This is a genomic window from Olsenella sp. oral taxon 807, from assembly GCF_001189515.2.
Taxonomy (GTDB): Bacteria; Actinomycetota; Coriobacteriia; order Coriobacteriales; family Atopobiaceae; genus Olsenella_F.
Window position 1 is genome coordinate 2,747,347 of record NZ_CP012069.2, and the last position, 26,094, is coordinate 2,773,440.

Genomic DNA, 26,094 nt, shown 5'->3' on the forward strand with positions numbered 1-26,094 from the left:
CATGGAGCCGCAGGTCGAGACGACGCTCTGCGTCACCGGCGGGAGGCTGGACTTCGAGGCGATAGGCGACGCCCTGGGCCTCGAGCCAACGTCCACCTGCCGCGCGGGAGAGCTGCCCGCCGCGGTCGCGCGGGCGGGCCTCGCTTGCGACGCGTGGCAGCACACCATAGCGAGGGAGGAGTGCAGGTGGCCCCCCACGCACATCGACAGGCTACAGGACGCCATCGGCGAGGGGGCCGCAAGACTGCGCGCCCTCCTGTCGGAGCACGTGGCTAAGGTCGCAGTCGTGATCGACATCCAGATGGAGGCCATGTGCAACCCCTTCCTGGGCCTCACCGCGCGCAACGTCGCCTTCCTCAACTCCGTCGACGCCGAGCTGAGGATGAGATTGGAGATCCACGAGCCCGATAATCCCGACGACTACGACGACCCCGAGGGAGTCATCCAGGACGTGCGCCGGCACCAGGAGCTGGGCGACGCCCTGTGGGCCTGGAGGCGCGCGGGCAACGCGTAGGCAGGCGGGTCCCTTCGCGATCTTCGATAGGTGGCACAGGTCCTCTTACGAAACGCGCGTCCCCAGAGACGGACCAGTCGAGCAACTGCAGAGCGGCAGCGGAGGCCCGCACGGGGTACTCAGGCTAAAAGGGGTCATGCCCCCCAAAAGAAAGCCCTCCACAGTGCATGCGGGCGAGCCGATGACGAGCGTGCGGGCACCTGGAAAGCGCAGCGAGAACGCGGTAAGTCCGCCGGTGGAGCGTACGCGGCCGCTCTTTACCTCTATGCCAATGACGTCCTCACCCCATCCCACAACGAAATCAACCTCATTGCTGAGGCTTCGTGAGTTCGTGTGGGTGGGTGGTTGCGTCACCGCCCCGACGGCGTGGGCCTCACCGCCAGGGCGACGTGGGCCTCACCGCCAGGGCGACGACGCAGGAGTGTACACAAATCGGTGGAAATGGCCCCTTGGCGCCGTTTCGGGTCATTTGTGTACACTATTGGGCCGTGGGCTTGGGTTGTGGGTAGCCTTGGGATCGCAATAGTGTACACAAATGGGAGGATCGGGCCTTTCCGCGCCGGATTGGGGCGTTTGTGTACACTGTTGGGCTGTTGCGCTGTTGCGAGCAGCCGTAGGGACGCAGGAGTGTACACAGATCGGCCAAAATGGCCCCTCGGCGCCGTTTCGGGGCATTTGTGTACACTGTTGCGACGCGAGTTACGATACGAATCGCGACGCGAGCTGCGTCAGGTGGCGCGAGCGCCTCAGCCGCCATGGCGTGCCGGCGGCGCCCCCTCGCTGGCCCCCCTCGCTTGGTCGGGAAGACAGGCTCTGAGCGAGTGGCGCCGCTGCCAGGTTGGCATCTTCGCCGAGGCGTCAACCCACACGAACCCCCGAAGAGCCTCATTGCTCGCCTTGTTGCGGGACCTCGGAGTAGACGCACGGGATGCTCCCCTTTCTGAGCGCCTGCAGAACAGCGATTGACGTGCCCGTCTACCTTGGGCTCGGAAGGATCTGGATGAAGCTGCGCGGCTCTTCCATGCGGCTGACCAACGTGTTGACTATGTCTCGCTCATCCTGCTGCATCTAAGCTCCTCTCCCCTTACAAGTCTATCTCGCAAATTTGGGAGGTAGACTCACGAATTTGTGAGCTTGAATGAGGAGAAAACAGGGCCGTGACCCACGGTTCCAGTAGAAGCACCAGATAACAGCGGGATCCCTACCCGCATCGGTAGCGACTCAAAGAACACACATCCCTTCCTTGAGGGGGCTTCACAATTCCAGTCAATGGCTCAGACTGGAGCAGCTGACATTGACCGGCCGGTCAGCAAACTTCGACGAGAGGACGTTCATGAGTGAGCCAGACGTGCTGACCCTTTGCCAGAAACAAGATGCCTTTGGCCGCCTACCCAAGGAGCGGCGCGAGGCCATCGCCCAGGCGTCCATCGAGACGTTCGGACGAAACGACTACAAGGGGGCATCCACAGATGACATCGCACGGGCAGCGGGCATCTCCAAGGGGCTCCTGTTCTTCTACTGCAAGAGCAAGCGCCAGCTATACCTGCACACCCTGGAGTATCTCTACGACAAGGCCATAGAGATCGTCGCGGACGACGACTTCTGGGAGATAGACGACTTCTTTGAGCTGATGATCTATGCAGCCCAGAGGAAGATGGCCATGATGAGGCGCTTTCCCTGGGCGTTGTCGTTTTGCATCCGCGCCTTCTATCCCGAGCATCGAGACATCAAGGACAACGTGAGCAACTGGACGTGGCGGCAGACCGACGTGGTGTTCAAGCGCTTCTTCGCAAACGTGGACTGGGGGAAGTTTCGTGACGGCGTGGATGCCCGCCACGTGTTCGACATGCTCATCTGGCTGACCGACGGCTGGGTGCACCAGCGGCGAGCGACCCATGGGGTCGTGGACGTGGACGTGCTCATGAGGGAGTTCCTTACGTGGTGCGACATGCTGAGGGCCTGGGCCTATAAGCCAGAGTGCCTTGGAGAGGCACGAGGCGGGCCGAGGACCGTCGCAGGCGCACATGGAGGGACGGATGGGGAGGAGACATCATCATGACTGGCAAACGCGTCATCATGGCACAGGGACTCACCAAGGACTACGGGCAGGGACGCGGCGTGTTCGACCTGTCGTTTGCCGTGAGGCAAGGGGAGGTCTTTGGCTTTCTGGGGAGCAACGGCGCGGGCAAGACCGTGACCATGCGCCATCTTATGGGATTCATCAGGCCGCAGTCAGGATCCGCACACATCTTTGGGCTTGACTGCTTTTCTGAGCGAGCAGTCATCCAGAGGCGTCTGGGCCACCTCCCAGGCGAGATGGCAACGCCCGAGGACATGAGCGGCTTGGCGTTCCTTGAGTTCATGGCACGGCTGAGAAAGCTGGATGACCGCACGCGTATGAACGAGCTCATGGAGCGCTTCGAGCTAGACCCGCGTCCCAAGATTCGCAAGATGTCAAAGGGCACCAAGCAGAAGGTAGGCCTGGTATGTGCGTTCATGAGTCGTCCCGACGTGTTGCTCCTTGATGAGCCCACGAGTGGCTTCGACCCCCTGATGCAGGGTCGTTTCGTGGAGCTGGTGCTTGAGGAGCGTGACAGGGGGGCGACCATCCTCCTGTCATCCCACATGTTCGAGGAGGTCGAGCGCAGCTGCGACAGGGTTGCCTTCATACGAGCGGGCCACCTGGTTGGCGTGGAGCGCATGGCAGACGTGCGCGCATCGCGGCGGCACGCATTTAGGGTGAGCTTCTCGTCCAAGGAGGAGCGAGAGCGCTACCTGCAGACCTGTGCGCGATCTGGTGCCCGGGCCCACGCGTTGGACGAGTGCGGCGTGGAGCTATGGGCAGATGGAGGCGTCGATGCGCTCATCAAGGGTCTGGCGAACTTTCATGTGGTGGGCCTGACCTCCCGAGAGCAGACGCTGGAGGAGCTGTTCTTGCACTTCTATGGAGACGGCCCGTCTGAAGATGATCCGGTTGAGAAGCAACCGTCCACGACGAGGGAGGATATCCTATGAGCCTTACGCTCTATGCACGGGAGCTGCGCAGGGGCGTGCTTCCGTTTTTTGTGATTGCTGCCATACTCACGATGTACATCGTGTCTGTGGTCTACATGTACGATCCCAAGATCACGGAGAACCTCAGCCTCATCATGTCCACCATGCCGGATGCGTTCGCCGCTTTCGGGATGAGCCATGCGGCAACCACCATGACGGGATTCATGCTGAACTACCTGTACGGCTTCCTGTTCACCTGGGTGCCACTGCTGCTTATCATGATGACGGTCAACCGCATGGTCGTGCGGCCCATCGATCGCGGCTCCCTTGCCTGCGTGCTGTCCTCCCCCGTCAGCCGCCCGCGCATCGCCATCACGCTCGCGGCGGTCATGCTGACGGTGCTCGCGTCGATGTTGGCACTGATCATAGTCGCTCAGCTGGCCTGCGCCGAGGCCCTGTTTCCTGGAGAGCTGAATCGTGCGGAGCTGCTGCGCGCAAGTGTGGGCCTCTTCTGCCTCTGGACGTTCATGGCGGGCCTCTGCTTTGCCTCCGCCTGCACGTTTCGCGACGCCCGGGCGGCCCTATGGGTGGGCGGCGGCGCCTGCCTGCTAATGTTTCTTGCGAAGATGGCGGCGCAGGTGGGCAAGGGCCTGGAGTTTCTTCAGGATGCGAACCCCGTGACGCTCTTTGACCCCTATGGGCTCGCGGCAATGTCTGGGGACGCAGCTCTAGACGCCGCGATACTGGCTGCAGTGGGACTGGCCCTCCTCGCAGTGGGTGCGGCGGTATTCTGCAGAAGGGACTTTGACGTGTAAGCCCTGAAGAATAGACTGGGACGGCAATCCCAAAGAGCGAGGCCTCGTGTCGCTTCGCTGCGGCCAGAAGGGGCGCAGGAAGGCTGGTCTCCCATCCCTTGACAGAATGGGGCGCATCGCGCATCGTCTGGGTAGGCACGCCAAGGCCAAGGGATGGGAGAGACGCCATGTCTGAGAAGAAGCTGCTGTTCGTTAACGCCTGCGTCAACAAGTCCACATCAAGGACGCTGAGGATCGCGAGCAGGCTGCTCGAGCTGCTCAAGGAGAGCTATGTGATCGAGGAGCTCGACCTCGAGCATCTGGACATCCACCCTCTTGATTCCCAGCGACTGAACGAGCGCCTTGCCCTTCTCGCAAGAGGCGAGCTTCTCGACCCCAGCTTTATCCTCGCGCGACAATTCGCGAACGCCAACTGCGTCGTGGTCGCTGCCCCGTACTGGGACTTCGGCTTTCCCGCGATGCTGAAGGTCTACATCGAGAATATAAGCGTGACGGGCATCTCCTATAGGTATGGGGAGAGGGGCCAGACGGTCGGTCTGTGCAAGGCAGAGCGACTCTACTACGTAACCACCCGGGGAGGCCTCGTTACCGATGAGGATGACCTGGGCTACAGGACCCTTGAGGGCATGGGACATATCTACGGTATCAAGGACATCAGATGTATGAGCGCTCGGGGGCTGGATATCGTCACTGTCGATGCCGACGCGGAGGTCAGCAGGGCCATCGACGAGAAGGTCAGCGCACCGGGAGCCCTTACATAAAGGCATTGCGCCAAGGTGTGCCAGAAAACGTCAAGGCGCACCAAGGCACGCCAGTTTGATTCTCACGCAACACCAGTTTGACTCTTGGCAACTCTATAATGGGCCTGGTATCAGCCCTACAGTGGGCCGGGTATCGTCAGCTCGACACCCGACCCACTGAGTCACATCGCCGTACGGAGCGACGCGGCATACTACAGCTTTGCCAAGGCCTGGTCAAGATCGGCAATGAGGTCATCCACGTCCTCGATGCCCACCGAGAGGCGCACGAGGTCCTCGCTGAGGTGCGCCGCCTCGAGCTGCTCGGCGCTCAGCTGCGAGTGCGTGGTCGACGTGGGGTGGATGATGAGCGACTTGGCGTCTCCCACGTTGGCGAGATGCGTGAAAAGCCTGACGTTGTCCACGACCTTAAGTCCTGCCTCGCGCCCACCTGCAACGCCAAAGACCAGCACACCCCCAAACCCGTGCCTGAGAAGGCGGCTCGCAAGATCATGACTCGGGTCATCCGCAAGGCCCGGGTAGCGCACCCACTTGACCTTGGGATGGTCTCGCAAGAACTGTGCCACGGCAAGCGCGTTCGCGCAGTGGCGCTCAACGCGTAGCGAGAGGGTCTCTAGGCCGATACCGATGAGCTGAGCCGCGTAGGGAGAGAGTGTGGGCCCAAAGTCGCGCAGCTTGTTGGCAAGCACGCGGGTTGAGAAGGGCGCCGCAGGAGCCGCATCGGCGAACACGGCGCCATGATAGGAGGGGTCTGGCTTGGCAATAGTGGGAAACTTGTCAGCCTGGGCCTTCCAGTCGTACGTACCCGCATCGACGACGGCGCCTCCGAGCGCAACCCCATGACCACCAATCCACTTTGTGAGCGACTCGAGCACGACTGCAGCACCATCTTGCGTAGGACGGTATAGATACGGAGTCGCGAAGGTGTTGTCAACGAAGACGGGCACGGGCTCAGAGAGCGAGCGTGCCGCCTCGACGAGTGCGGGAATGTTGGCTACGTCGACGAGCGGGTTGCCTATGGTCTCCACGTACCATAGCTTGGTGTTCTTTCTGGTCGCAGCAACGAAGGCATCAATGTCGTTGTTCTGGACGAAGGTGGTCTCTATACCGAGGTCAGCAAGGGTATGCAGAAGAATGTTCCAGGTACCTCCATAGAGGGAGTCGGATGCGACCACATGGTCGCCAGCGCCTGCTATGTTGGTGATCGCGAGGATCTCGGCCGCATGCCCCGAGGCGACGGCAACGGCGCCCGCCGCGCCCTCGACGGCAGCCACGCGCGCGGCCACGGCGTCTGCGGTCGTGTTGGTCAGACGACCATAGACGTTGCCCGGCCTGGCAAGCGCAAACTTTGCCGCCCCATCGGCTGCGTCCTCGAACTGAAATGCAGCTGAAGCATAGATGGGAAGGGCTGCAGAACCGGTAGTGGGATCGGGTGCATAGCCCGCATGCACCTGCAGGGTGTCGAAGTGTTTCTCGGGATCCTGTGCAAAGCTGGGGTCAAGCGCAAACGCCATGGTACTACCTCCTAGACGATAACCAGTCTCTTAGAATTTACGTTGCTTCCGTACTTTCATAGCTAGCTATCTTAGGAGTTGCTCTGAAAAATACCAGCTAGACTCCTATACGTAGTAATACGGCATGGTTATCGTTAAAACCGATATGCTGGTAGATCTTGGCGAAACCGCCCCGCAGTCTGGCGGGTGGTTGCTTTGATAGTGCCCCGCAGGCTGGCGGGCGGTTTCCCGGACGCATTTGCCCAGTTGAGCCACTTTTGATAGTGTCCCGCAGGCTGGCGGGTGGTTGCTCCCCGCCTCCCGGCCGGCAGGACAGGCAGGTGGTTGCTTTGATAGTGCCCCGCAGGCTGGCGGGTGGTTTCCCGGACGCATTTGCCCAGTTGAGCCACTTCTGACAGTGCCCCGCAGCCTGGCGGGCGGTTTCCCGGACGCGCCTTGGAACCTGGCGGGCGGTTGCTCCCCGCCTCCCGGCCGCAGGACAGACAGGCGGTTTAGCCCAACATGCGCCGCTCGTCCCCGATCCTAGACGTACCAGAGGCCGCCCTCCTGGTGGCAAAAGCCCTCTTCCCGCAGCTCCTCCAAGAGAGTCTCCACCTGGGAACATGACAGATCCTCCCTACCCGCTTGGCGCTCGACGCCCGACAGCTCCTCGGCAAGCGTGTCACAACTCACATGAGCCTCTCCGCAGGCACGGTGAGCCAAGAGCAGACGAACCAAGGAAGAGCGCTTCTGGCGATGCGAACCCTCGAACTGAGACTGTCGCGCGTGCGTGGCGGAGCGACGCGAGGGATTGGGCAGCGTCCTCTTGAGGTGGGCGCCGTAATCGAGCAAGGCATAGTACCAGTTGCGCGGATCGTCTGCAGGATCGCTCGCGTCGGGAGGGCAGGTCTGTGCCACCAGCGGTGCCAGCTCCCCATCACGTACTCCGCGCACCTCAGGAAAGAACTCGTGGAGAAAGACCGAGCGCACGTTCGTCTCTAGATAGATGCCCGGGAGGTCGAAGGCGAAGGCACGGATACCCGCCGCCGTCGCAGGGCCGATGCCCGGAAGCCCAACCAGCGCATCGAGCTCATACGGGAGCACGCCATCGGTACGCACGAGCTGGTCCGCTGCCTGCCAGAGCTGGAGTGCCCGACGATTGTACCCCAGACCCTGCCACTCGGCAAGCACGTCGGCACGCTCCGCACCCGCAAGCGCCTCAATCGTGGGAAAGCGCTCGAGCCAGCGCTGCCAGCGACCGTCGATACGTGAGGTCTGCGTCTGCTGCAGCATGACCTCACTGACCCAGATGGCGTAGGGGTCATGCGTCTGCCGCCAAGGCAGGTCTCGGTAGCAGTTGCGACCACGTTCCAGCACCAAATCTCGGAAGCTGGCAAGCGTCGGACCAAGACTGTCGATCCACTCCTCATGCAAGGCAGACCCGTTGGGCATACAGGACCCTCTGCGACTGTCCTCTCGCATGTTACTCGCTGTGCGGCTTCACAAGCTCGAACGTGTTGCCCTTAGAGAGCGCCGGATGCTTGCGCTCCACGACAACATCGTAGATCGTCATGGCGTCAAAGTAGTCGCGCAGGATGTTCTCGGCCTCGCACCACACGGGGTTAAAGTGACAGTCCGGCATGAAGGGACAGGGCCCTCCGTCCTCGCCAGAGTGGTCGCAAGCAGATATCCTGATGGGACCCTGCAGGGCCTCAACGACAGAGCGGACCGTCGTCTTCTTGGGATCCATGAGCAGTCGCATACCTCCGCGCGAGCCACGCGTACTCTCGATGATGCCCGCATGCGCAAGGTCACGCTGAATCGAACGGGCAAAGGAGTAGGGTACGCCGCGACGCTCCGCCGCCACACGCACCGATACGATCTGCCCCTCATGTTCGACAAGCTCTGCAACCATGCGCAGGGCATAGTCGGTCTTCCTAGAGAGGTCCATGTGTCTCCTTTCCGGCGGGTCTGATCTAGCCCCAGTTCAGAACTTGCCAGTGCTGACGCTTCGCCTTGAGCCTGAGCGCCTTGCCCGGCGTGACGGCATAGGCCTTCTCGGACGCAGCGAGGAGGTCAGCGTCGCTGTGGTGATCGGCATACGAGTAGGCGATCGTCCATGCGTCCGTACCAATGTGTTCGTTGGCCCATCCTATGACTGCTTTGGTCTTCTCGGGACCCGCTATCACAACGCCGTCGACGTTGCCGGTATAGTTACCGTTGGCGTCGAGCTCCATGCCCGTCGCCACGAAGTCGTCCGCGCCCGTGACTCTGACCGCCCTTTGTGCGATGTCCTTGAACGTCGCCGAGACAAGCAGGATGGTGCAGCCCTCGCGCTTGCGCTTCCCAATCTCACGGATGGCCTCTTGGCGATAGCGCCTAAGCAGGACCTCATCATGAAAGTCCATCATGATGCGATGGACCTCCTCGGGCGTACGTTCGCTGAGGGCTGAAAAGACCTGCTCGCGCGCCTCCCCCTGTCGATAGGGCAGATGCAAGACATAGCGGACCCCCCACCAGCCTAGGCGCAAGGCCCGAGCGAGCCTCAGATAGCCATGAGCAAAGAGATAGCTGGCAAAGAGGGCGCCAGACTGACCACTGATGATCGTGCCATCGTAGTCAAAGGCTGCGATCCGAGTCCTCTTGTCGCAGGCCACCCCATCGCCCGACGTCTCGTTCTTGCCCATGTCCTTCCTCTCAGCGTTTGTCCATATCCAAACATAGTGTAAAGAGTATGGCACAAGTATCATTTGACAAAACCAAAATAAACTAGATAAAGCAATTCTACACTATTGCGTCATGTACACGCATAGCGTATTCTCACCGTCAAGACACCCCCTACGAGGCCGCTGATACCGTGCAGGCGTGTAGGCACCGCATCGGACGCTTTGGTTCACGCCGACCATGCAAAAACTCGGCCACAAACTTAATAGAACATAAAAAGAGGACTCCATTGGTGGAGCCCTCTTGTATGGACAATGGCGGGATGTAAGGGACTTGAACCCTCGACCTCCGACGTGACAGGCCGGCGCTCTAACCAGCTGAGCTAACACCCCTTTCGTATTTTGCAACAGCTATTCTAGCTAAAAGCCAGAACCCATGTCCAGACATCTCTTAAAATCAATTTCGTTCATCTACACTCCATAAGCTTGGCACACCCCCGCAGCCTCTCCTGCCGCCGCACGCGCCTCACCCTCACCCCATGTCTGACGAGACCCCGCAGATCGCGGAGATAAGCCCGAGAAAGGACGTCTCGACGTCTCGTCCGCTCTTGAGCTCGCACTCGCAGCGGGCACAGGCCACGAGCGAGCGCTCGAGCTCACCCGAGCCAAAGCGTCGCGACCACCCAAGATGACCTCTGACCGCCCAGGGGGGCCTGCCGAGCGTCTTTGCGAGCTGCAAGGCCTCCCCACGCAGCTCAAGAGACCTCGCGCAGGCGAGTTCCCTGATCCTTCCCTCAAGGAGAGAGACGAGCGCGATCTGTGAGGGCTTCCTCATGAGTCCGTAGAGCTCGAGCGCTCGGGCAAACTCGCGTGCACTCACGGCGTCGAGAAAGTCCCACGGTTTGACCTCGGCGGTACGCGCAATGTGGTTCCTCACATCTTGGAGGGTAATCTCACCTGCCGCCCCCTTGAGGGCGGCCAGACTCCTCACTTGGCTCTCGAGCATGATCGTCGACTCACCCACACGGCTCAAGAGCTCCTCAGCGGCCTCGCCGCACATACGCATCCGTTGGGCCTGGGCCATCTTCTGAATGACGGGCACGAGCCTCTTGCCCTTCTTGGGGGCACAGTCGATGACGGCGCGTGGTCCGACAGCCGCGACGGCCTTGTAGAGCCTCGTCGACTTGGCGAGCGTCGCCGCCACAAGACAGAGCACGCAGTCGGGGTTGGGATCCTTCAGATAGTCGATGATCGCCTCGGAGGTGGGCTTGGCAAGGTGCTCCGCCTCGACCACGAGGACGAGCCTGAGGCCGCCCCCCACGGGTAGGGTGTTGAGCGATGCCAGAAGCTCACCCGGCTCAAGCTCCTTGTTCGCCACACGCTCGTCCAGGTTGAATGCCTCGTATCCTTGCGCAAGCCGACCCTTCAGCCGCGTCTGGGCCGCTCGGCTCTTAAGCTCGTCGGTCCCCACAACAAGATAGGCTGATAGCAGTCCAGATCCAGCCCCCGCACCCATGCGACCCCCCCTCGCCCAAACCAGCCGCCGCCTGCTGCGGCGAACGGACACTACGGATTGCCGCCTGCGCTCACGGGCGATACGCTGCGGCGAGTCTCTCCCACGCGGGCATCGAGTCCACGATGGTCTTGTGGCCCACGCAGTAGCTGACGCGCACCCACCCGGCACAACCAAAGCTGTCAGACGGCACGGGCAACAACTCGAACGCCTTGGCTTTCTCGAAGAAGGACACAGAATCGGGCTCGAGCGACTTGAGCCACAGGTAGAAGGCACCTTGAGGCTCGATGAACTCGTATCCCAGCCTCAAGAGACCCTCGGTGAGAATGGCGCGATTTCTCTCATAGGCCCCCACGTCACAGGGCACGTCAACGCAGTCGGCCACCACTCGCTGGAAGAGCGCCGGCGCGCACACGAAGCCAAGCTTGCGGCCGGCACCTGCAACGGCAGCGAGCAACGACTCGTGATCAGGATTTGTGTTTGGCACCAAGATCCACCCGATGCGCTCGCCGGGCAGGCTGAGGCTCTTGGAATACGAGTAGCATACGATGGTCCGGTCATAGATCGAGGGTACCCACGGGACCTCAGCCCCATAGCTTATCTCGCGGTAGGGCTCGTCAGACAACAGGTAGATACTCGTACCCAGCTCGCGCTCGCACTCACGGATGACCGTCGCCGCCGCCTTGAGCCTCTCTCGCGAATAGATCGAGCCCACGGGGTTGTTGGGTGAGTTGATGATGATGGCCTTGGTACGCTCGCTGAGCGCAGAATGAAGGCTGTCACTATCTATCTGGAAAGTTGTGGTATCGGCCAGCACCTCCACGCAGCTGGCACCAGCTGCCTCAATCCACACGCGGTACTCCGGAAAGTACGGCGCGATAACGATGACCTCATCACCAGGATTTACGATGGCATTGAGCGTGATCGAGAGAGACGCTGCAGCCCCACAGGTCATGTACACGTCGCCAGGATCGTACGACGTGTTAAAGCGACGATTGAGCGAGTCGGCCACGGCCTTGCGTGCGATGGGCAGTCCAGCTGCGGGAGTGTAGCCGTGTAGCTGCGTCGCAGGCAGAGACAGCGAGCGCTCTATGGACTCACGCACGCTGTCCGGCGCGGGAACGGAGGGGTTGCCCAAGGAGAAGTCAAAGACGTTCTGGACGCCTATCTGGGCCTTGCGAGCGGCTCCATAAGCTGCGATCTCGCGAATCGACGACCTCGACGCACCGTAATCATAGCTTTTCTGGTTGATTGACATCACCTGTGCTCCCCTCTCGTGCGTGCGAGACACGTATCTTTAGCCCTCACCTGCAACCTTGCCCTTTGGCAGCCCACCTTCTCGCTCCCTGGCGGTCTGCCTGGCCGCACGCGCCCGCTCGGCGGCAACGAGGCCTGCGGTCACCTTATCGTCCTCGGGCACGACAACCGAGTCGTCAATGCCATCGTGGTTGAGGTCGACCCTCTCTGTAGGGTGCGTCTCGACGAACTCTGCCCAGCGGTCGTCAAGCAGCGCGTCCACGACCTCGCCCTCCACGGTCTCGCGGTCAAGCAACACACGGGCCATGGTCGCCATCTGGTTGCGACGGCTCTCGAGAACCCTGCGGGCGCGCAGGTGTGCCTCACGCATGATGCGCTCCACCTCATCATCGATGCGCTTCGCGGTCTCGGCGGCGTAGTCGTTGTGGTTGGCGTAGTCGCGACCCAGGAAGACCTCGTGCTGGGCTTCCCCGTAGACCTGGGTACCCAGATCCTCGCTCATGCCGTATTGCGTGACCATCTTGCGAGCCACCTTCGTGGCGCGCTCCAAGTCGTTGCTTGCCCCGGTCGTGATGTCCTCGCAGAAGAGCTCCTCTGCGGTGCGCCCGCCCAGAAGCACGGCGATCTCGTCGAGCATGCCGTCTCGCGTCTCGAGGAAGTGGTCCTCCTCCGGCAGCTGCAGCGTATAGCCCAGCGCGCGCCCCCTGCTGATGATCGAGATCTTGTGCACGGGATCGCTGTTTTCCAATATGTGGCCCACGAGCGCGTGCCCGCTCTCGTGGAAGGCTATGGTGAGACGCTCCTTCTCGGTCATCACGCGGCCCTTCTTCTCGGGGCCGGCGATGATGCGCTCCATCGACTCCTCGACTTCGTCCATGGAGATCTTGTCCTTGTGACGACGCGCAGCGAGAAGGGCAGCCTCATTCATGAGGTTCGCGAGCTCCGCACCCGTGAAGCCCGGCGTAAGCTTGGCGATGCGCTCGTAATCGATGTCGTCGTCCTTAGGCTTGTTCTCGGCATGCACCGCCAAGATACGCTCGCGGCCCTTGACGTCAGGGCGGTCCACCATGACCTGGCGGTCGAAGCGCCCGGGGCGCAGGAGCGCCGGATCGAGGACGTCGGGACGGTTGGTCGCAGCGATGAGGATGGCCGAGGAATTCTCGTCAAAGCCGTCCATCTCGACCAGAAGCTGGTTGAGGGTCTGCTCCCGCTCGTCGTGCCCACCACCAAGGCCTGTACCGCGCTGACGGCCAACGGCGTCAAGCTCGTCGATGAAGATGATCGACGGAGCGGAGTCCTTTGCCTGCTTAAAGAGGTCACGCACGCGACTTGCGCCCACCCCCACGAACATCTCCACGAAGTCGGAGCCAGATATCGAGAAGAACGGAACGCTCGCCTCGCCAGCAACGGCCTTGGCCAAAAGCGTCTTGCCCGTGCCTGGGGGACCCACCAGAAGGACGCCACGCGGGATCTTTGCACCCATCTTCTGGTAGCGTTCGGGTTCGCGCAGAAAGTCACGGACCTCCTTGAGCTCCTCCACCGCCTCGTCGACACCCGCGACGTCCTCGAACTTGACCTTAGGCCGCGACTTGTCGCTCGTGCGGGCCCTCGTCGCGCGTCCGAAGCTCATGGTGCGACCGTTTTGCGCCTGCACCTGCCGCACAAAGTAGACGAGCATACCGGCTATGAGCAAGGTCGGCAAGACCGTGGCAATCAGGCTCGCCCCAAAGCCATCGGAGGTCTCCACCGTGAACGTGGTGTCAGGATGCTTGGCCATGAGCTCCTGCAGGCTATCGTTGCCAACGTAGGAGCTGGTAAAGTCAACCGGCCCGTTTCCCTCGTCCTTGTCTGACTTGCTCGGCCAGTAGCTGCCGCTTAGGCTACCGTCCGTCGCCTTATAGGTAACCGAGCTCACGCGGCCATCCCTGACTGCCGAGACGAACTCGTTGGTCGCGAGCTCGTCGACTCGCGCCCCGCCACCCAAAGCGCCTCTGCCGGGTGAGGAGAACAGATGGGCCGCCAACACGATCACGAAGATGAAGCCTAGAAGGGCGGCTCCCATGCCACCCGGGCCAAGAGGGCCCGGGCCACCGCCCAGCCCGTACCATCCGCCCGAGTCATCGCTGTCGTTCCTGTCATTGCTATCGTTGCTATCGTTGCGCCTGTCGCTCGTTGCCACCTATGAAACTCCTTGCATCGATCTTCGCACGGCCAAGGGCTCGCTCTGCCATGCGCGGGTTGTCATCGTTGTGCCTACTTATACACCTCAGGCTTGAGGATGCCAATGTAGGGCAGGTTGCGGTATCTCTCCGCGTAGTCGAGGCCGTAGCCCACGATGAACTCGTTGGGAACATGGACGCCAACGTAACGTGGGTCGATGGCAGGCACCTTTCCCTCGATATCCTTGACGGCAAAGGTTGCCACGTGGACGGACGCGGGGCGGCGTGCCTGCAGGAGGTCGATGAGGTAGCTCAGGGTAAGGCCCGAGTCCAGGATGTCCTCGGCAATGAGTACGTGGCGCCCCTCGATCTTGGTGTCGAGGTCCTTGACGATGCGGACGACGCCTGAGCTCTTGACGCCGTCGCCGTAGCTGCTCACAGCCATGAAGTCCACCGAGCAGGGTACCGTGATCGCACGCATGAGGTCAGCCGTGAACACGAAGGCTCCGCGCAGCACCGCCACGATCAGCGGACTCTTGCCGACGTAGTCCCGTGATACCTCCCTGCCCAGTCGCTCGATGACCTTCCTGATATCATCCTCCCCCAGGATGATGCTCTGAATGTCCGGGTGCAGCCCCTCCATGGAAAAGGTCCCTCCTGACGCAGCTGTCGTACGCCCTAGTCCGGCCTGACGAGGCTCAATTCTAGCAGCAGTCTCGTGCTCTGTGTGCAGCGGGCGCGCTCGTCCGCACGAACACCAGCCACCCAGACGATCACACCCCGGGGGCCCGTCCTGACGATGGGCACGCTCGCTCGGTCTCGTGCGGGAATACGCGCTTCGTTGAGGAGGTCTGAGAGCTTCTTTGACTGTCCGTGCATGCCAAGCGGGCAGAGGAGATCACCGGCGACAGGACCGTCAACCCAAAGACAGGATCCCGGTGCCCTGCTGACACCACAGGCACCAGCATCGAGCATTACGGAGAGGCCCTCCCATTCCATGCCATGTGAGCGTGCCATGCCCACAGGGTCGCTGCCCATCGGGACGTCGGCGAGCCGGGCCATGAGCCTGCTGCCATCGAGAAGCGTATGGTCGCCCGGAACGTGAAGCCAAAAGGGCTCGCCAGAGCGTTCGACGCTATGGGCGCGCATGAACAGGAGGCCGTACTCCACACGCACGTCGCAGCCCATCGGGGTCGATATCGAGCCGTGCGTCGCAGCCACGAGCGAGAGGGTCGCATCGACGTGGCGGGCTTCGAGGCGGGCCTGAGGCGCCAGCTCCAGCATGGCCATACGTACGACGCGCCGGGCTATGGCGACCTCACAGGCGCCGAGCTTAGCCGCATCGAGAGCAAGCATACCCTTTGACCTGCGGCGAACGAGATCACGAAAGGCCCTCGTCGCGACTCGCGTCAGGTAACTGTCCTCCTCCGAGAGGATGTCACAGGTGGTCGAGAGGCTCGAGACCACGCGCGGGCTCCTCTCCTTGATGGGGGGCATGACCCTATGTCGAACGAAGGAGCGCAGGTAACGCGTGTCCGCATTGGTCGTATCCTCGCGCCACACGATACCGCGCATGCGCAGGAAGTCGCACAGGTCCTCATGCGTACGGTCCAGGAGCGGGCGCACGATGCGGTTGCGACGGCGCGGTATGGACGAGAGGCCCGCAACGCCGCTACCACGCATGGCATTCATGAGGAAGGTCTCGGCACGGTCGTCTGCGGTGTGGGCCGTGAGTATGCGTGCCGCCGAGCGAGGCGTGCCAAACTCCGCAGAGAGCTGATTGGCCAGCTCGCGCGCCGCGGCATAGCGGACGTCTCGTCCGACACTCTCGACGTTGGCGTCTGGGAAGGAGGCGTCCCTTGCGCGTGCGGCAACATCGACACGCCTGACGGTGCAGGGGATGCCATGGCGCCTTGCGAGCTCCCGGACAAACTCCTCGTCTCCCTCGGAGTCCTCGCCACGCAGCTGATGGTTGACATGCAGCACGTGCAGGCGCTCTCGCGCCATGTGGGCAAGGCCCCGCCCGTCATCGATATCGAGCTTGGACGTCACCGCTAGCAGCAGCAGCGCGGTCGAGTCTGCACCACCCGAGACCATGAGCACCACGGGAGCGCGCATCTCTCCGGCAGCTGCAGAAGACGGGCGCCCAAGGCGCTGTTCGCCCGTGGCGTACCTGCGCATGACGCTCGTCAACCCAATCACCCAGTCCTCTCTTGAATACCTCCCAGAGCATGGACGGCTGTGGCGCGGCCACGCTCCCTAGTTCTGAGCATAGACCTTCACGAGCTCGACCGCCATCGTGGTGGCAAGGTCCATGCCCTCAACTGTCGTGTGCTCGAAGGGGCCGTGGTAGCCATGCCCGCCCGTACCGAGATTGGGACAGGGGAGCCCCCTGAACGAGAGCTGGCTCCCATCGGTGCCGCCACGAATGGGAGAGACCTCTGCCCTGAGGCCCGCGCGCTCTGCGGCCTGCCGTGCATAGTCTATCAGATACATGCGACCCTCTATCACAGACTCCATGTTGCGGTACTCCTCCTCGATGGTGAGGGTTACCGTCCCCGCGCCCCAGAGCTCGTTCATGACCTTCTCGATGTGACGAAGCGTCGCCTTGCGGACCTCAAACGAGCACTCCCTATGGTCGCGCACGATGTAGGAGGACGTGGCCCTTGCCTCGTCCCCGTGGATGGAAAGCAGGTGGTAGAAGCCCTCGTAGCCCTCGGTGTAGCGCGGTGTCTCGAGGCCAGGAAGCATGTTGTTGGCCTCGAGGGCGAGCAAGACGGCATTGACCATAACGTCCTTGGCGGAGCCGGGGTGAACGCTCACGCCCCTGAATTCGAAGGTGGCCTCGCAGGCATTGAAGTTCTGGTACTGGATCTCGCCCTCGGTATCTCCGTCTAGGGTATAGGCGACCTCAGCGTCAAAGTGCTCGACATCGAAGTGGGAGGCTCCCGTGCCTGTCTCCTCATCTGGCGTAAAGGCGATGCGGAGCGGCCCGTGAGCGATCCTCTTGTCGCGAATGATCTCGAGCGTAGTCATGATCTCGGCGATGCCCGCCTTGTCATCGACCCCGAGGATCGTGGTGCCATCGGAGGTGATGAGCGTACGGCCCCTGAGCGAGGGCAGATGCGGGAAGTCCCTGACCGTAAGGGTGCGCCCGCTCGTGCCCAAGGAGAGGTCCTTGCCGTCGTAGTTGGGCGTGAGCTGGGGCCTGATGTCGTGGTCGCAGTACTGCGAGACCGTGTCCATGTGCGCAATGAGGCCAAGCCTCCTCTTGTCCTCCAAGCCTGGGGTCGCGGGCAGCTTGGCGTAGACGAAGCACTCGTCACTCAGCGTCACATCGTCGACGCCCAGCTCCTTGAGCTCTGCCACTAGCAGTCGTGCAAGATCAAACTGCTGTTTGGTAGTGGGGGTCGCGGCGCTCTTGCCGTCACTGGGGGTACGCATTACAGCGTATTTAAGCAGTCGCTCGTATGCCTTCATGGTCGGTCTCCTTACGTGCGTACGTGGGTCGTGGCTGTGGCGCTCGGGTGCGGGCAGCACTGCGCGCCGGCGGGCACTGGTGAGTGCGCAGGCCACATGGTAGCGCAGGCGACGGGCGGAGGTGGGCGGGGGGCACGGGACGGCGGTACGTAACGGGAGTGCGCGCGGAAGGACGCGGGGCCTGCCGCCGGGCTTGCAAAGCTCGACTATGCCACTCGGTGACGTCGAGTACGCGGTCATATGCAGAATGCGCTTTTCCGTGAGGTGTGCTCTGCGGGCGCGGGCCAGAGTGCGCTTTTCCGTGAGGTAGCGGTTGCCAGAGTGCGCTTTTCCGTGAGGTGGTCTACCAGAATGCGCTTTTTCGTGAGGCGACGCCGCGTTTGCCCAGGTGAGGAAAAGCGCATTCTACGGAAAAGCGCATTCTGGGGTTTGACGTCACGGAAAGACGCATTCTGCGAGCTCCGGAACCGCCAGAATGCGTCTTTTGGTGAGGTGCGCCCCGGGGGCGCGGCCAAAGTGCGCCTTTCCGTGAGGCCCGACGTGCAGGGTGCGCTTTTCCGTGAGGTGTGCTCTGCGGGCGCGGGCCAGACTGCGCTTTTCCGTGAGGCCCAACGTGCAGAATGCGCTTTTCCGTGAGCCGGCGCCACGTTTGCCCAGGTGAGGAAAGGCGCACTCTACGGAAAGGCGCATTCTGACATCATACTCTCGCGAAAAAGTGCATTCCGTAACTACGGAGTCACGGAATCGAGGATGCCGAGCTCGTCGTCACCGCCGGGACAACCAGCGGATATAGAGCACTGGCTGAACTGCCCTTCTCGCTTGTAAATCACAACGACTCACTCAGCATGGCAGGCAGGCATGCATGCGGAACTCTTCCGCGCCTCACGCGACACCGCAGACTCTGTGGGAATGCGCCTCGTAGTTGCGGCGGTTACTTCACATACTGGCCTATGGCGCACTTCTCGCCGTTATGTCTATCCGGACGGGTCGCGATGACATCGATCTCCGAGACGCCCACCCAGTCCGGGTGGTCAACGCCCACGTCACAGTAGCAAATAACGACCTTGTACCTCCTGCCGGCATCGATGACGATGCCGGTGACGTGGGGGTCCACGGAGCGCTCCAGGACCCTGCCGCCCTCGGCGTACAGCCCGCCCCCCGACACGGTGCTCCAGCCGCCCTCGCGCCAGCCGGCGGAGAGGTCGACCCTGCCCTCGAAGAACCCCATGCCGCGCGCTATCTCGGCCCTGAGCTCCGGCCGGGCGCGGGAGGCCTCGCAGAACAGGGCCTCCAGGCCGTCGGCGTCGTCCTCGTTGAGGCAGGCGAGGACCCTCCTGGAGAGGTCGTGCTCTATCTCCCTGTCGGTGCGGTGGCCGAGGCAGCCCGGGAGGGTGGCGGTCGCCAGGGCGACGCCTGCGGCGAGGAGCCGCCTCCTGGTTACGGGGCCTGCCATGCTACCCCCCCCGCCGGGCGGCGGACGGCAGGGGACGATGTCCGAGAATCATCTCAGAATCTTCCCCATGACGCGTTTCTCCCCTTCCTCGCCATCCGGACGGGTCGCAATGACATCGATCTCCGAGACGCCCACCCAGTCCGGGTGGTCAACGCTCACGTCACAGTAGTAGATTCTCACCCCGTACCTTTTCCCCGCGTCGGTGACGATGCCGGTGACGTGGGGGTCCACGGAGCGCCCCAGGACCCTGCCGCCCTCCACGTCCAGCCCGCCCCCCGACACGGTGCTCCAGCCGCCCTCGCGCCAGCCGGCGGAGAGGTCGACCCTGCCCTCGAAGAACCCCATGCCGCGCGCTATCTCGGCCCTGAGCTCCGGCCGGGCACGGGAGGCCTCGCAGAACAGGGCCTCCAGGCCGTCGACGTCGTCCTCGTTGAGGCAGGCGAGGACCCTCCTGGAGAGGTCGTACTCTATCTCACTGTCGGTGCGGTGGCCGAGGCAGCCCGGGAGGGTGGCGGTCGCCAGGGCGACGCCTGCAGCGAGGAGCCGCCTCCTGGTTATGGGGCCTGCCATGCTACCTCCCCCTCCATACGAGCCAAGCCTTCTTTGCGCTGTCATCGAAGATCATCAGTTTGCCCCCATACTTCCCGTGAGCGATACCGTTGCAAGCAGACGCCCCAGACGAGTGGCCCCTACGTCCGTGCCAACCTCTTTCTATATGACAGTGTAGAAGATATGTGGGTGAGCTATGTTAGAAAGGTGCAGAAGTACGGCGATCCACCTTGCTGGCAAGTTAGGCTCACGCGGTTTTCCTGTAGATGAGCATCCGATGCACGAGGGGTGTGCCGCATGCTAGCGCCACTTGATGACTGAGCGACAATACTGCGACAGAGAGACGTCACATAAGCAGCTGGCGCGGGTGACACGCACCCATCGCGCATCACCCCACACGCATATCACTCGACAGCACTGGCACGCACCGTCCAGCATGCCCGCCACGTGCCGTCGCGCCAGACACGAAAGCGCCCGGCAGCACGTGGCTGTCGGGCGCTCGTAAGGAAAGCTCTTTGGAACCAACTGCGATGCCTGCTGCGGAGCCGACCGTCGGTCTCTCAAGCAAGCCCCAGCACCTGGCGCTAGTCGATGGAGACCTTCGTGACGCTGGCCTTCTCCTCCTGCTTGGGAACATTGACGGTGAGCACACCACCATCAAGCTTGGCGGTAAGCCCGGACGTCGTGGCATCCTTGAGGTAAACCCCACGGCTCGCCTGCCACTCCGTGGTCTCCTTGTGCAGGTAGTTCTTGCCCTTGTCCTCCTCGCTCTCCTTCTTGTCTACCGAGATGGACAGGCGACCCTCGTTGAGCTCCACGTCGATCTCGTCACGGTTGACACCGGCCAGCTCTGCGGTCACGACGTACTTGTCACCCGCGTCCTCCACGTTCATCTTGAAGCTGCCCTCGTTGCTCAGCACCGAGAGCGGTGCGGAGAAGAACGAGTCAAACGGATCGAATGCCCTACGCAGTGCCCTCTCGTACCTGTCGTACGGAACCATGTTTGCCATACGGATCACTCCCTTGTGGTATGTGGCGCCTCGTGCGTGCGCCTTTGTGTACGCTCATATATATTCCCCGTAGGCACAGTCCTATACCTATAAGACAAAGATTTTCTTATTGATGCGTGCTTAGCTAAGTTAAGTCTGACTATAGCAGATATAGGATAGATCGAACTTGATAGACCAATGGTGCAAAAGTGCCCATGCGTCCGCACGCACCTGACTACGCTGGTCTATGATAAGCTGCGTGAGCAGAGACTAGCTCGGGTGCCATGCGCGGCGGCATGGCATGTGCCCCGGAGGTGCGGTATGGGCGTGAATAACTACGACGATAGGAACGAGGGTGCAGCCCGAGCGTCGCAACCTGCCCCTGCCCCCCCGCCGTCAAAGGACCATGCCCCCCTGCAAGCCGAGTCCGAGCGGGTGCGACCAGCGCGCCCGACGCCGCCCGCACAGAGCGCAATCGCCAAGGCGGACGCACGCGCATCCGAGGCTCTCGCATCTGAGGCTCTGGAAGATCCTGACGTACAGCTCAGATCTGAAGCAATGAGCGGGGAGGGCGTCGCGGCAAGTCACAGCGCGCCTTTGCCTCGCTCCGGCGGGGAGCGCCCCGTGTCGGAAACCCACAGCACGGCAACAGGCCACGTCACGGTCTCACCCCGCGCTGCTGCGGGACACACCCTCCACATCGAAGGCACTCCCTCTCGTGTACAGCCTGGCTTCATCCGTCGGCGCGCCCCGCACCATACCCAAGATGCCATCGATGACATAGCGCAGGACGGTAACTCGATCGGCGAGTACACGCACGACTCAAACGTCTCGATTCGGGGAAATGTACGCGGTGGGGCGTTCTCGGGAATGCCTTACCGTAGGGCACGCAGTGGCATAGATCAGGTCAAGAGCGGAAAGTATGGGCGCTATCTTGAAATCCCCAAGGGTCGTCGATCCATTTTCGTATCCCAAGAGCAGCAGAAGCGCCGTCGGTCGGCCCTCTCGCTCGTCGCGATCATAGTCTTTTTGGTCATCGCTTTCCTCATCGTCTGGAGGCTCATCGCGTCAGTCGCCCAATAACCGGTCAAGGGCCTCTGAAGTCCGTGTCCCGCAGCTTGTGGAGCACGCAGAGATGGAGTCCACCTGGACAAAACGCTTGTACGTTAGCACCCCACAAACCTCAGCCCATCGCGCGCCCCTCCCAAGGCGCCTCGGAAAGGGGCGCGCGGTACGGGTGCCGGGCTTGCGGGGCTCGGCCGTACCACTCGGTGACGCCGAGTGCGCGGTCTTAGCGCCACTCGGTGGCGTCGAGTAGCACCACTTTTCCTGACAACTGCGCATATGTTGACTCCCATGCCACTCGGTGACGCCGAGTGTACGGTCTTAGCGCCACTCGCCACCACCGAGTGGCGCAGCTAGGCCATGTACAGCGCGGTTCAAGAGTCATCAAAGAGGTGGGCGACGCCGGACGGTAGCAGGACAGTAGCACGATGGCCAAGGACATTTGACCTGCTCGTAGAGGGTAATCAGCAATACTCCATTGGCCGAATAGTGCGCGCAGTGATGCAGGGAGCTGAACTTCTTGGATAAAATTGAGGTATAGGGACAAATGCAGTTGCACCGTAGCCTGCCTCAGTAACGTGTCACGGATTGCGACACCGGTCAGAGCATGACCGGTGATTACCGTACGTTGCAAGACACTGCGGACAAGGCAGGAAGCGGGACAGATGCGCTCGGGAAGCGGGGGGTGTCATCGTAACGATGAGGGTCATGGTAGTCGAGGACCAAGCCATGTTGCGCGAGTCCCTTGCCATGGCTATCGATGCGCAGGAGGACATGCAGGTTGCGGGAATGCTTGCTGATGCCGCCGAGGCCCCTGATCTCGTGGAACGCATTCATCCCGATCTTGTTCTCATGGACGTATGTACCGAGAATGACTCCAGCGGCATAGTTGCTGCCAAGCAGATAAAGGATCAGCACCCGGAGGTTTATGTCGTCATCATGACAGGCATGCCTGATATTACCTTCGTGCAGCAGACACGCGCCGCAGGTGCCGACAGCTTCGTGTACAAGAACGTCTCCACGACCGAGCTCCTCTCTGTGATTCGTTCCACGATGGAGGGGTATTCCACCTTTCCCGCACGCCCTCGCTTGGCCACAACAGCGCTCAATCTTACCGACAGCGAAGTCGAGGTGCTGCGTCTGGTCTGCGAGGCAAAGTCGCGCAGGGAAATTGCCTCAGAGCTCTTCCTCTCGGAAGGTACCGTCAAGCGTCGTATCTCAGAGATCTTAGCGAAGACCGGCTATGACAGCATCATGAAACTCGCTGTGAATGCGGTGGCCAAGGGCTACATCGTGCCTCGCCTAAGGGGAGTGTGACGCACTCTCATCCTCGCCCATCATTCATCCTCGCCCATCATAACGGCGCAGTGGGCCAGATGTCCCAGAGGCCGCCCACAAATGAGCCATGGGGGGCTTCCATAGCTACAGGCAAACGCTGATGATTATCTCAAGGTGAATGTAAGGTAGATGGCTCTCTTTTAACGCTGCTAGCAAGATGGCCTGCAACAGGAGGGCCTGTCGAAGGAAGACGTGGGCAGATGGGAGGCTTCACCTAGAGAACATACGAGATACGGCCGGTCAAGCAGGCTCCCAAAGAGGGAGCCAAGGAGTGGAAGGGAATGGACATCATGAGAAAGGGAAGGGTCATACCCGCATTTTTCGCTGCGATCGCGGCGGTTGCGGTCTGTCTTTTCGCCTCGGGCTGCCTGGGCACCGGGCCTTCGGAGGCTACGAAGGCGCAGTGGAAGCCCAAATTCGTGGGTACCTGGGACCTGCAGGAGGCCAAGGGCGACAGTAGCTACTCTGCCGAGGACCTCCAATTGGTTCGCGAGATGGGCTATGACTTCTACCTGGAGCTCAAGGAAGATGGTACGGCCGCCCTCGTGATAGACGACGATAAGACGTCAGGCACCTGGGAGGTCAAGAGCGAAAACGTGGCGACGTTCAGCGCCGAGGGCGACACCATGGAGATGAAGCTTGCTGACGGCAAGCTCACCGCCGAAGAAGGTAACAAGAGCCTCACGTTCGTGAAATCCAACACAAACAAGGGGTCTTCGACAACGGGTACCACGACACCGGCGGCAGGTAACGCAAACGGGTCCTCCACCAGCAGAAGCGGTAGCGAGAACTCCACCACCAAGGTAGACCTTACCCCCGTGACCATTGCCGATGATGAGGTGTGCAAGATCGTTGTCACAAGCAAGGGGGAGGACTTTACGGGAGATCCCGGCTACAGTCTTACCATCACCAACAAGAGCGACAAATCCATCTTCGTCACAGACGCCACTGACAGCTTCTCTGTGAACGGGAAAATGGCTACTGCCTACCTAAACGTGAGCATCAAGGGCGGTATGTATGCGGACAGCTTCATGTATTTCACGAGAGATGAACTGGGTGGTGGCCTCGACAGCCTTACGGCCGTCGAGGGCGAGATTGAGGTCTATAGTGACGGTGACTTCGAGGAGCTGGGTCACTATCCGTTCCGCATGTAGCGTGTCTTGTGGTCGACGTGGGGCGTGAGGCCCACCCACCCTGTCTGCCTGGACCTCTCGTCGGTCTGGCACCTATCACGGGACATGGGAACATGAGACCATAGGCCGCAAGGCAAAAAGAAGCCAGGAGGCACTATGCGTTCAGGAGTGTCCCGCAAGAGCGTCCTTTGGGCAGCAGGCCTCGGCCTGCTGCTCCTTGTGCTCGAGCTTGCGCTTCCCTCGACGACGCGGGTGTGGCCCTACCCGCACGAGAGTGCCTATGGTACCACCGGTCCCATGATACTGATGGTGCCACTGTTGGGGCTCTGGACGCTCTCGATATGGCAACGCTGCCCAGATGCACAGGTCAGGTGCTACCTCATGCGCTGTGCCGCCATGCTTGCCCTCCTTCAGCTGGTCGCACTCGTCAAGTACACCGCACAGAGCGACGCTGCGGTTGCCCTCGGCTGGTACCTCTACTACCCGACCATCGTTTATGTGCCGCTACTCGTGCTCTTCTGTGCGCTCAAGACGACGGGACTCGAGCGGCGCAGCTGGGTACGGAGGCTCAAGGTCTGTCTGCTTGTGGCGGGAGCAATCCTCTGTCTGCTCGTACTTACCAACGATTTGCATCAGCTCACCTTCCTGTTCGATCCCCTCGACCCACTCTGGGACGTTCGCTATAGCTATGGTCCGGTCTATGGTGCCGTCTATGCGTGGCTCGTGCTCGTGCTTGGAGCATTCTATACGCTGACTGCCGTCTATGCCCGGGGCATGCGCAGACGGCTTGTAGCACTCGTCTTCGTGATGACCCTGCTGGTCTTTGCCTACTCCATCTCGTACAACTTCCGTTTTGACCCTGCCCTCAACAGCAACTTTGCTCTCACGTTCACGGTAAGCTGCGTCGTGAACATCGAGGGTTGTTTGCAGCTGGGACTCTTTCCCGCCCACAAGAAGCTCACGCGACTTTTCGAGTCCATGCCCTTCGACGTCAGGCTCCTGACACACTCTGGCGAGACGGCCTTTGCATCCAAGGCGGCGGCTTCGGTGCCCGACAGCGTACGGGAGCGACTTACGCACTTCGAAATGCATCCCGGTGCACGGGTGACCTTGGAAGCTCCTGGCGAGAAAGACAGGCTCTATAGAGGCTTTGGCGTGAGCGGCGGGTACGTGCTCGTGAGCGAGGACATCAGCGAACTCAACGAACGGCGGCAAAGGCTCGCCGTGCAGCTGCTCCAACTGCGGCGGCGCAACCGCGTGCTGAGGCATGCGCATGCCGTTCGCGAAAGCCTATATCGCCAGCAATGCGAGGAAGAGCTTCTGGATGAGGTCGATGCCTCACTGAGAGAAACGGTCCAGGCCATCAGGAGGATACTCGCGTCGTTGCCCCCCACATCCGATGAACCCGCCCGTATCGAGCGGCGTCGCAAGCTGCTTCTTGTCAAGTTGTTGGTCTCATACTGCAAGCGCAAGGGTGCGCTCGTGCTTTTGGGAACGGATGACACGAGTTTTGATGCGCAGCACCTGAGACTTGTGATAAATGAGAGCATGGCAGATGCCCGCTCGTCGGAGCTTGACTGCGCTGCCTGGGTGGGCTTGGATCGTCCGCTACCCATCCAAACCGTGAACACCATCTATGACTGTATGTACGACGTTCTGACGGCGGCGTTCGTGCGTAAGGACGCGACACTCATGGTCTTTGTCACCGAGAAGGAAGCGGACCTCGTGGAGTTGCGCTGCGCCCTCGAGACGACAAAGAGCGAGCAGAGCTGCCCCTATGCCTTGGGAGACGAGTTGCGTCGCCGCCTGGAGATACGTGACGTCCAATTTGGCCTTGAGGAAGATGAAGGCGTCCTGCACCTCAACGTCCTCATAGCAGCGCCTGCGGCCGAGCCCGCAGCTGCCCTGACGGGAACATGAT

General features: G+C 61.5%; 22 protein-coding genes and 1 tRNA gene. 9 read left to right on the forward strand and 14 right to left on the reverse strand.

The genetic code is table 11. The features are described 5' to 3' along the window. Position 1: 1 nt before the first annotated feature. The 5 genes from ADJ70_RS11850 (at position 2) to ADJ70_RS11870 (ending at position 5,084) form a co-directional block, all read left to right on the forward strand. On the forward strand, positions 2-514 hold the full coding sequence (locus tag ADJ70_RS11850; RefSeq protein ID WP_050341677.1) for a DUF4279 domain-containing protein: 513 nt from the start codon (positions 2-4) through the stop codon (positions 512-514). A gap of 1,333 nt (positions 515-1,847) precedes the next feature. Then, positions 1,848-2,573 (forward strand): TetR/AcrR family transcriptional regulator, encoded by a 726-nt coding sequence (locus tag ADJ70_RS11855; RefSeq protein ID WP_083444006.1) that lies wholly within the window; start codon positions 1,848-1,850, stop codon positions 2,571-2,573. Beyond that, complete coding sequence (locus ADJ70_RS11860; RefSeq protein WP_083444007.1) at positions 2,570-3,529, forward strand: ABC transporter ATP-binding protein; 960 nt, start codon at positions 2,570-2,572, stop codon at positions 3,527-3,529. Before ADJ70_RS11855 ends, ADJ70_RS11860 begins: the two co-directional genes overlap by 4 nt. Continuing rightward, complete coding sequence (locus ADJ70_RS11865) at positions 3,526-4,323, forward strand: ABC transporter permease subunit (RefSeq protein ID WP_050341679.1); 798 nt, start codon at positions 3,526-3,528, stop codon at positions 4,321-4,323. Before ADJ70_RS11860 ends, ADJ70_RS11865 begins: the two co-directional genes overlap by 4 nt. Before the next feature lie 167 nt (positions 4,324-4,490). Further along, a complete protein-coding gene (locus ADJ70_RS11870) occupies positions 4,491-5,084 on the forward strand; it encodes an NAD(P)H-dependent oxidoreductase (RefSeq protein WP_050341681.1) in 594 nt (197 codons plus the stop codon). Between the two features lie 191 nt (positions 5,085-5,275). Here ADJ70_RS11870 and ADJ70_RS11875 read toward each other — a convergent pair whose 3' ends face one another. From ADJ70_RS11875 to ADJ70_RS11940, 14 genes are all read right to left on the reverse strand, one after another. Next, positions 5,276-6,595: an O-acetylhomoserine aminocarboxypropyltransferase/cysteine synthase family protein gene (locus ADJ70_RS11875; RefSeq protein ID WP_050341684.1), complete on the reverse strand. Its 1,320-nt coding sequence runs from the start codon at positions 6,593-6,595 to the stop codon at positions 5,276-5,278. A gap of 522 nt (positions 6,596-7,117) precedes the next feature. Next, positions 7,118-8,026: an adenine glycosylase gene (locus tag ADJ70_RS11880; protein WP_050341686.1), complete on the reverse strand. Its 909-nt coding sequence runs from the start codon at positions 8,024-8,026 to the stop codon at positions 7,118-7,120. A 31-nt stretch (positions 8,027-8,057) separates the two neighbouring features. After that, complete coding sequence (locus ADJ70_RS11885) at positions 8,058-8,525, reverse strand: Rrf2 family transcriptional regulator (protein ID WP_050341687.1); 468 nt, start codon at positions 8,523-8,525, stop codon at positions 8,058-8,060. Between the two features lie 25 nt (positions 8,526-8,550). Next, positions 8,551-9,261: an HAD family phosphatase gene (locus ADJ70_RS11890; RefSeq protein WP_050341689.1), complete on the reverse strand. Its 711-nt coding sequence runs from the start codon at positions 9,259-9,261 to the stop codon at positions 8,551-8,553. 292 nt (positions 9,262-9,553) lie between these two features. Continuing rightward, a tRNA-Asp gene (locus ADJ70_RS11895) sits at positions 9,554-9,630 on the reverse strand. 139 nt (positions 9,631-9,769) lie between these two features. Continuing rightward, complete coding sequence (holA, locus tag ADJ70_RS11900; RefSeq protein ID WP_050341691.1) at positions 9,770-10,753, reverse strand: DNA polymerase III subunit delta; 984 nt, start codon at positions 10,751-10,753, stop codon at positions 9,770-9,772. 70 nt (positions 10,754-10,823) lie between these two features. Continuing rightward, entirely contained in the window at positions 10,824-12,008 is a 1,185-nt protein-coding gene (locus ADJ70_RS11905) for a pyridoxal phosphate-dependent aminotransferase (RefSeq protein ID WP_050341694.1), read from the reverse strand. 39 nt (positions 12,009-12,047) lie between these two features. After that, positions 12,048-14,186: an ATP-dependent zinc metalloprotease FtsH gene (gene ftsH / locus ADJ70_RS11910; RefSeq protein WP_305727886.1), complete on the reverse strand. Its 2,139-nt coding sequence runs from the start codon at positions 14,184-14,186 to the stop codon at positions 12,048-12,050. Between the two features lie 74 nt (positions 14,187-14,260). Beyond that, positions 14,261-14,809: a hypoxanthine phosphoribosyltransferase gene (gene hpt / locus ADJ70_RS11915; protein WP_050341697.1), complete on the reverse strand. Its 549-nt coding sequence runs from the start codon at positions 14,807-14,809 to the stop codon at positions 14,261-14,263. A gap of 35 nt (positions 14,810-14,844) precedes the next feature. Further along, positions 14,845-16,368 carry a tRNA lysidine(34) synthetase TilS gene (tilS, locus tag ADJ70_RS11920; RefSeq protein ID WP_253273194.1) on the reverse strand — a complete coding sequence of 508 codons (1,524 nt, stop codon included), beginning with the start codon at positions 16,366-16,368 and terminating at the stop codon, positions 14,845-14,847. A gap of 57 nt (positions 16,369-16,425) precedes the next feature. After that, positions 16,426-17,646 (reverse strand): peptidase T, encoded by a 1,221-nt coding sequence (gene pepT / locus ADJ70_RS11925; protein WP_050341700.1) that lies wholly within the window; start codon positions 17,644-17,646, stop codon positions 16,426-16,428. Positions 17,647-18,577: 931 nt separating this feature from the next. Then, entirely contained in the window at positions 18,578-19,099 is a 522-nt protein-coding gene (locus ADJ70_RS11930; protein ID WP_050341706.1) for a DUF5104 domain-containing protein, read from the reverse strand. A 48-nt stretch (positions 19,100-19,147) separates the two neighbouring features. Beyond that, on the reverse strand, positions 19,148-19,669 hold the full coding sequence (locus tag ADJ70_RS11935; RefSeq protein ID WP_050341708.1) for a DUF5104 domain-containing protein: 522 nt from the start codon (positions 19,667-19,669) through the stop codon (positions 19,148-19,150). Positions 19,670-20,232: 563 nt separating this feature from the next. After that, entirely contained in the window at positions 20,233-20,658 is a 426-nt protein-coding gene (locus tag ADJ70_RS11940) for an Hsp20/alpha crystallin family protein (RefSeq protein ID WP_050341709.1), read from the reverse strand. Between the two features lie 603 nt (positions 20,659-21,261). Here ADJ70_RS11940 and ADJ70_RS14790 point away from each other — a divergent pair. The 4 genes from ADJ70_RS14790 to ADJ70_RS11960 all read left to right on the forward strand — a co-directional run bounded on the left by ADJ70_RS14790 (position 21,262) and on the right by ADJ70_RS11960 (position 26,093). Beyond that, positions 21,262-21,720, forward strand: a complete 459-nt coding sequence (locus ADJ70_RS14790; RefSeq protein WP_157051531.1) for a hypothetical protein — start codon at positions 21,262-21,264, stop codon at positions 21,718-21,720. 681 nt (positions 21,721-22,401) lie between these two features. Then, on the forward strand, positions 22,402-23,019 hold the full coding sequence (locus tag ADJ70_RS11950) for a response regulator transcription factor (protein ID WP_050341712.1): 618 nt from the start codon (positions 22,402-22,404) through the stop codon (positions 23,017-23,019). Between the two features lie 302 nt (positions 23,020-23,321). Beyond that, complete coding sequence (locus tag ADJ70_RS11955; RefSeq protein ID WP_050341714.1) at positions 23,322-24,194, forward strand: hypothetical protein; 873 nt, start codon at positions 23,322-23,324, stop codon at positions 24,192-24,194. A 135-nt stretch (positions 24,195-24,329) separates the two neighbouring features. Beyond that, positions 24,330-26,093, forward strand: a complete 1,764-nt coding sequence (locus tag ADJ70_RS11960) for a histidine kinase N-terminal 7TM domain-containing protein (protein WP_050341715.1) — start codon at positions 24,330-24,332, stop codon at positions 26,091-26,093. Position 26,094: the final 1 nt, after the last annotated feature.

Bases quoted from the DNA above. Each gene is read 5' to 3' on its own strand.
- ADJ70_RS11905 (WP_050341694.1), bottom strand. From the start codon at position 12,008: ATGTCAATCAACCAGAAAAGCTATGATTACGGTGCGTCGAGGTCGTCG.
- ADJ70_RS11930 (WP_050341706.1), bottom strand. From the start codon at position 19,099: ATGGCAGGCCCCGTAACCAGGAGGCGGCTCCTCGCCGCAGGCGTCGCC.
- ADJ70_RS11860 (WP_083444007.1), top strand. From the start codon at position 2,570: ATGACTGGCAAACGCGTCATCATGGCACAGGGACTCACCAAGGACTAC.
- ADJ70_RS11955 (WP_050341714.1), top strand. From the start codon at position 23,322: ATGGACATCATGAGAAAGGGAAGGGTCATACCCGCATTTTTCGCTGCG.
- ADJ70_RS11850 (WP_050341677.1), top strand. From the start codon at position 2: ATGGAGCCGCAGGTCGAGACGACGCTCTGCGTCACCGGCGGGAGGCTG.
- ADJ70_RS11885 (WP_050341687.1), bottom strand. From the start codon at position 8,525: ATGGACCTCTCTAGGAAGACCGACTATGCCCTGCGCATGGTTGCAGAG.
- ADJ70_RS11875 (WP_050341684.1), bottom strand. From the start codon at position 6,595: ATGGCGTTTGCGCTTGACCCCAGCTTTGCACAGGATCCCGAGAAACAC.
- ADJ70_RS11855 (WP_083444006.1), top strand. From the start codon at position 1,848: ATGAGTGAGCCAGACGTGCTGACCCTTTGCCAGAAACAAGATGCCTTT.
- ADJ70_RS11940 (WP_050341709.1), bottom strand. From the start codon at position 20,658: ATGGCAAACATGGTTCCGTACGACAGGTACGAGAGGGCACTGCGTAGG.
- ADJ70_RS11870 (WP_050341681.1), top strand. From the start codon at position 4,491: ATGTCTGAGAAGAAGCTGCTGTTCGTTAACGCCTGCGTCAACAAGTCC.
- ADJ70_RS11935 (WP_050341708.1), bottom strand. From the start codon at position 19,669: ATGGCAGGCCCCATAACCAGGAGGCGGCTCCTCGCTGCAGGCGTCGCC.
- ADJ70_RS11890 (WP_050341689.1), bottom strand. From the start codon at position 9,261: ATGGGCAAGAACGAGACGTCGGGCGATGGGGTGGCCTGCGACAAGAGG.
- holA (WP_050341691.1), bottom strand. From the start codon at position 10,753: ATGGGTGCGGGGGCTGGATCTGGACTGCTATCAGCCTATCTTGTTGTG.
- ADJ70_RS11950 (WP_050341712.1), top strand. From the start codon at position 22,402: ATGAGGGTCATGGTAGTCGAGGACCAAGCCATGTTGCGCGAGTCCCTT.
- hpt (WP_050341697.1), bottom strand. From the start codon at position 14,809: ATGGAGGGGCTGCACCCGGACATTCAGAGCATCATCCTGGGGGAGGAT.
- ADJ70_RS11960 (WP_050341715.1), top strand. From the start codon at position 24,330: ATGCGTTCAGGAGTGTCCCGCAAGAGCGTCCTTTGGGCAGCAGGCCTC.
- pepT (WP_050341700.1), bottom strand. From the start codon at position 17,646: ATGAAGGCATACGAGCGACTGCTTAAATACGCTGTAATGCGTACCCCC.
- ADJ70_RS11880 (WP_050341686.1), bottom strand. From the start codon at position 8,026: ATGCCCAACGGGTCTGCCTTGCATGAGGAGTGGATCGACAGTCTTGGT.
- ADJ70_RS11865 (WP_050341679.1), top strand. From the start codon at position 3,526: ATGAGCCTTACGCTCTATGCACGGGAGCTGCGCAGGGGCGTGCTTCCG.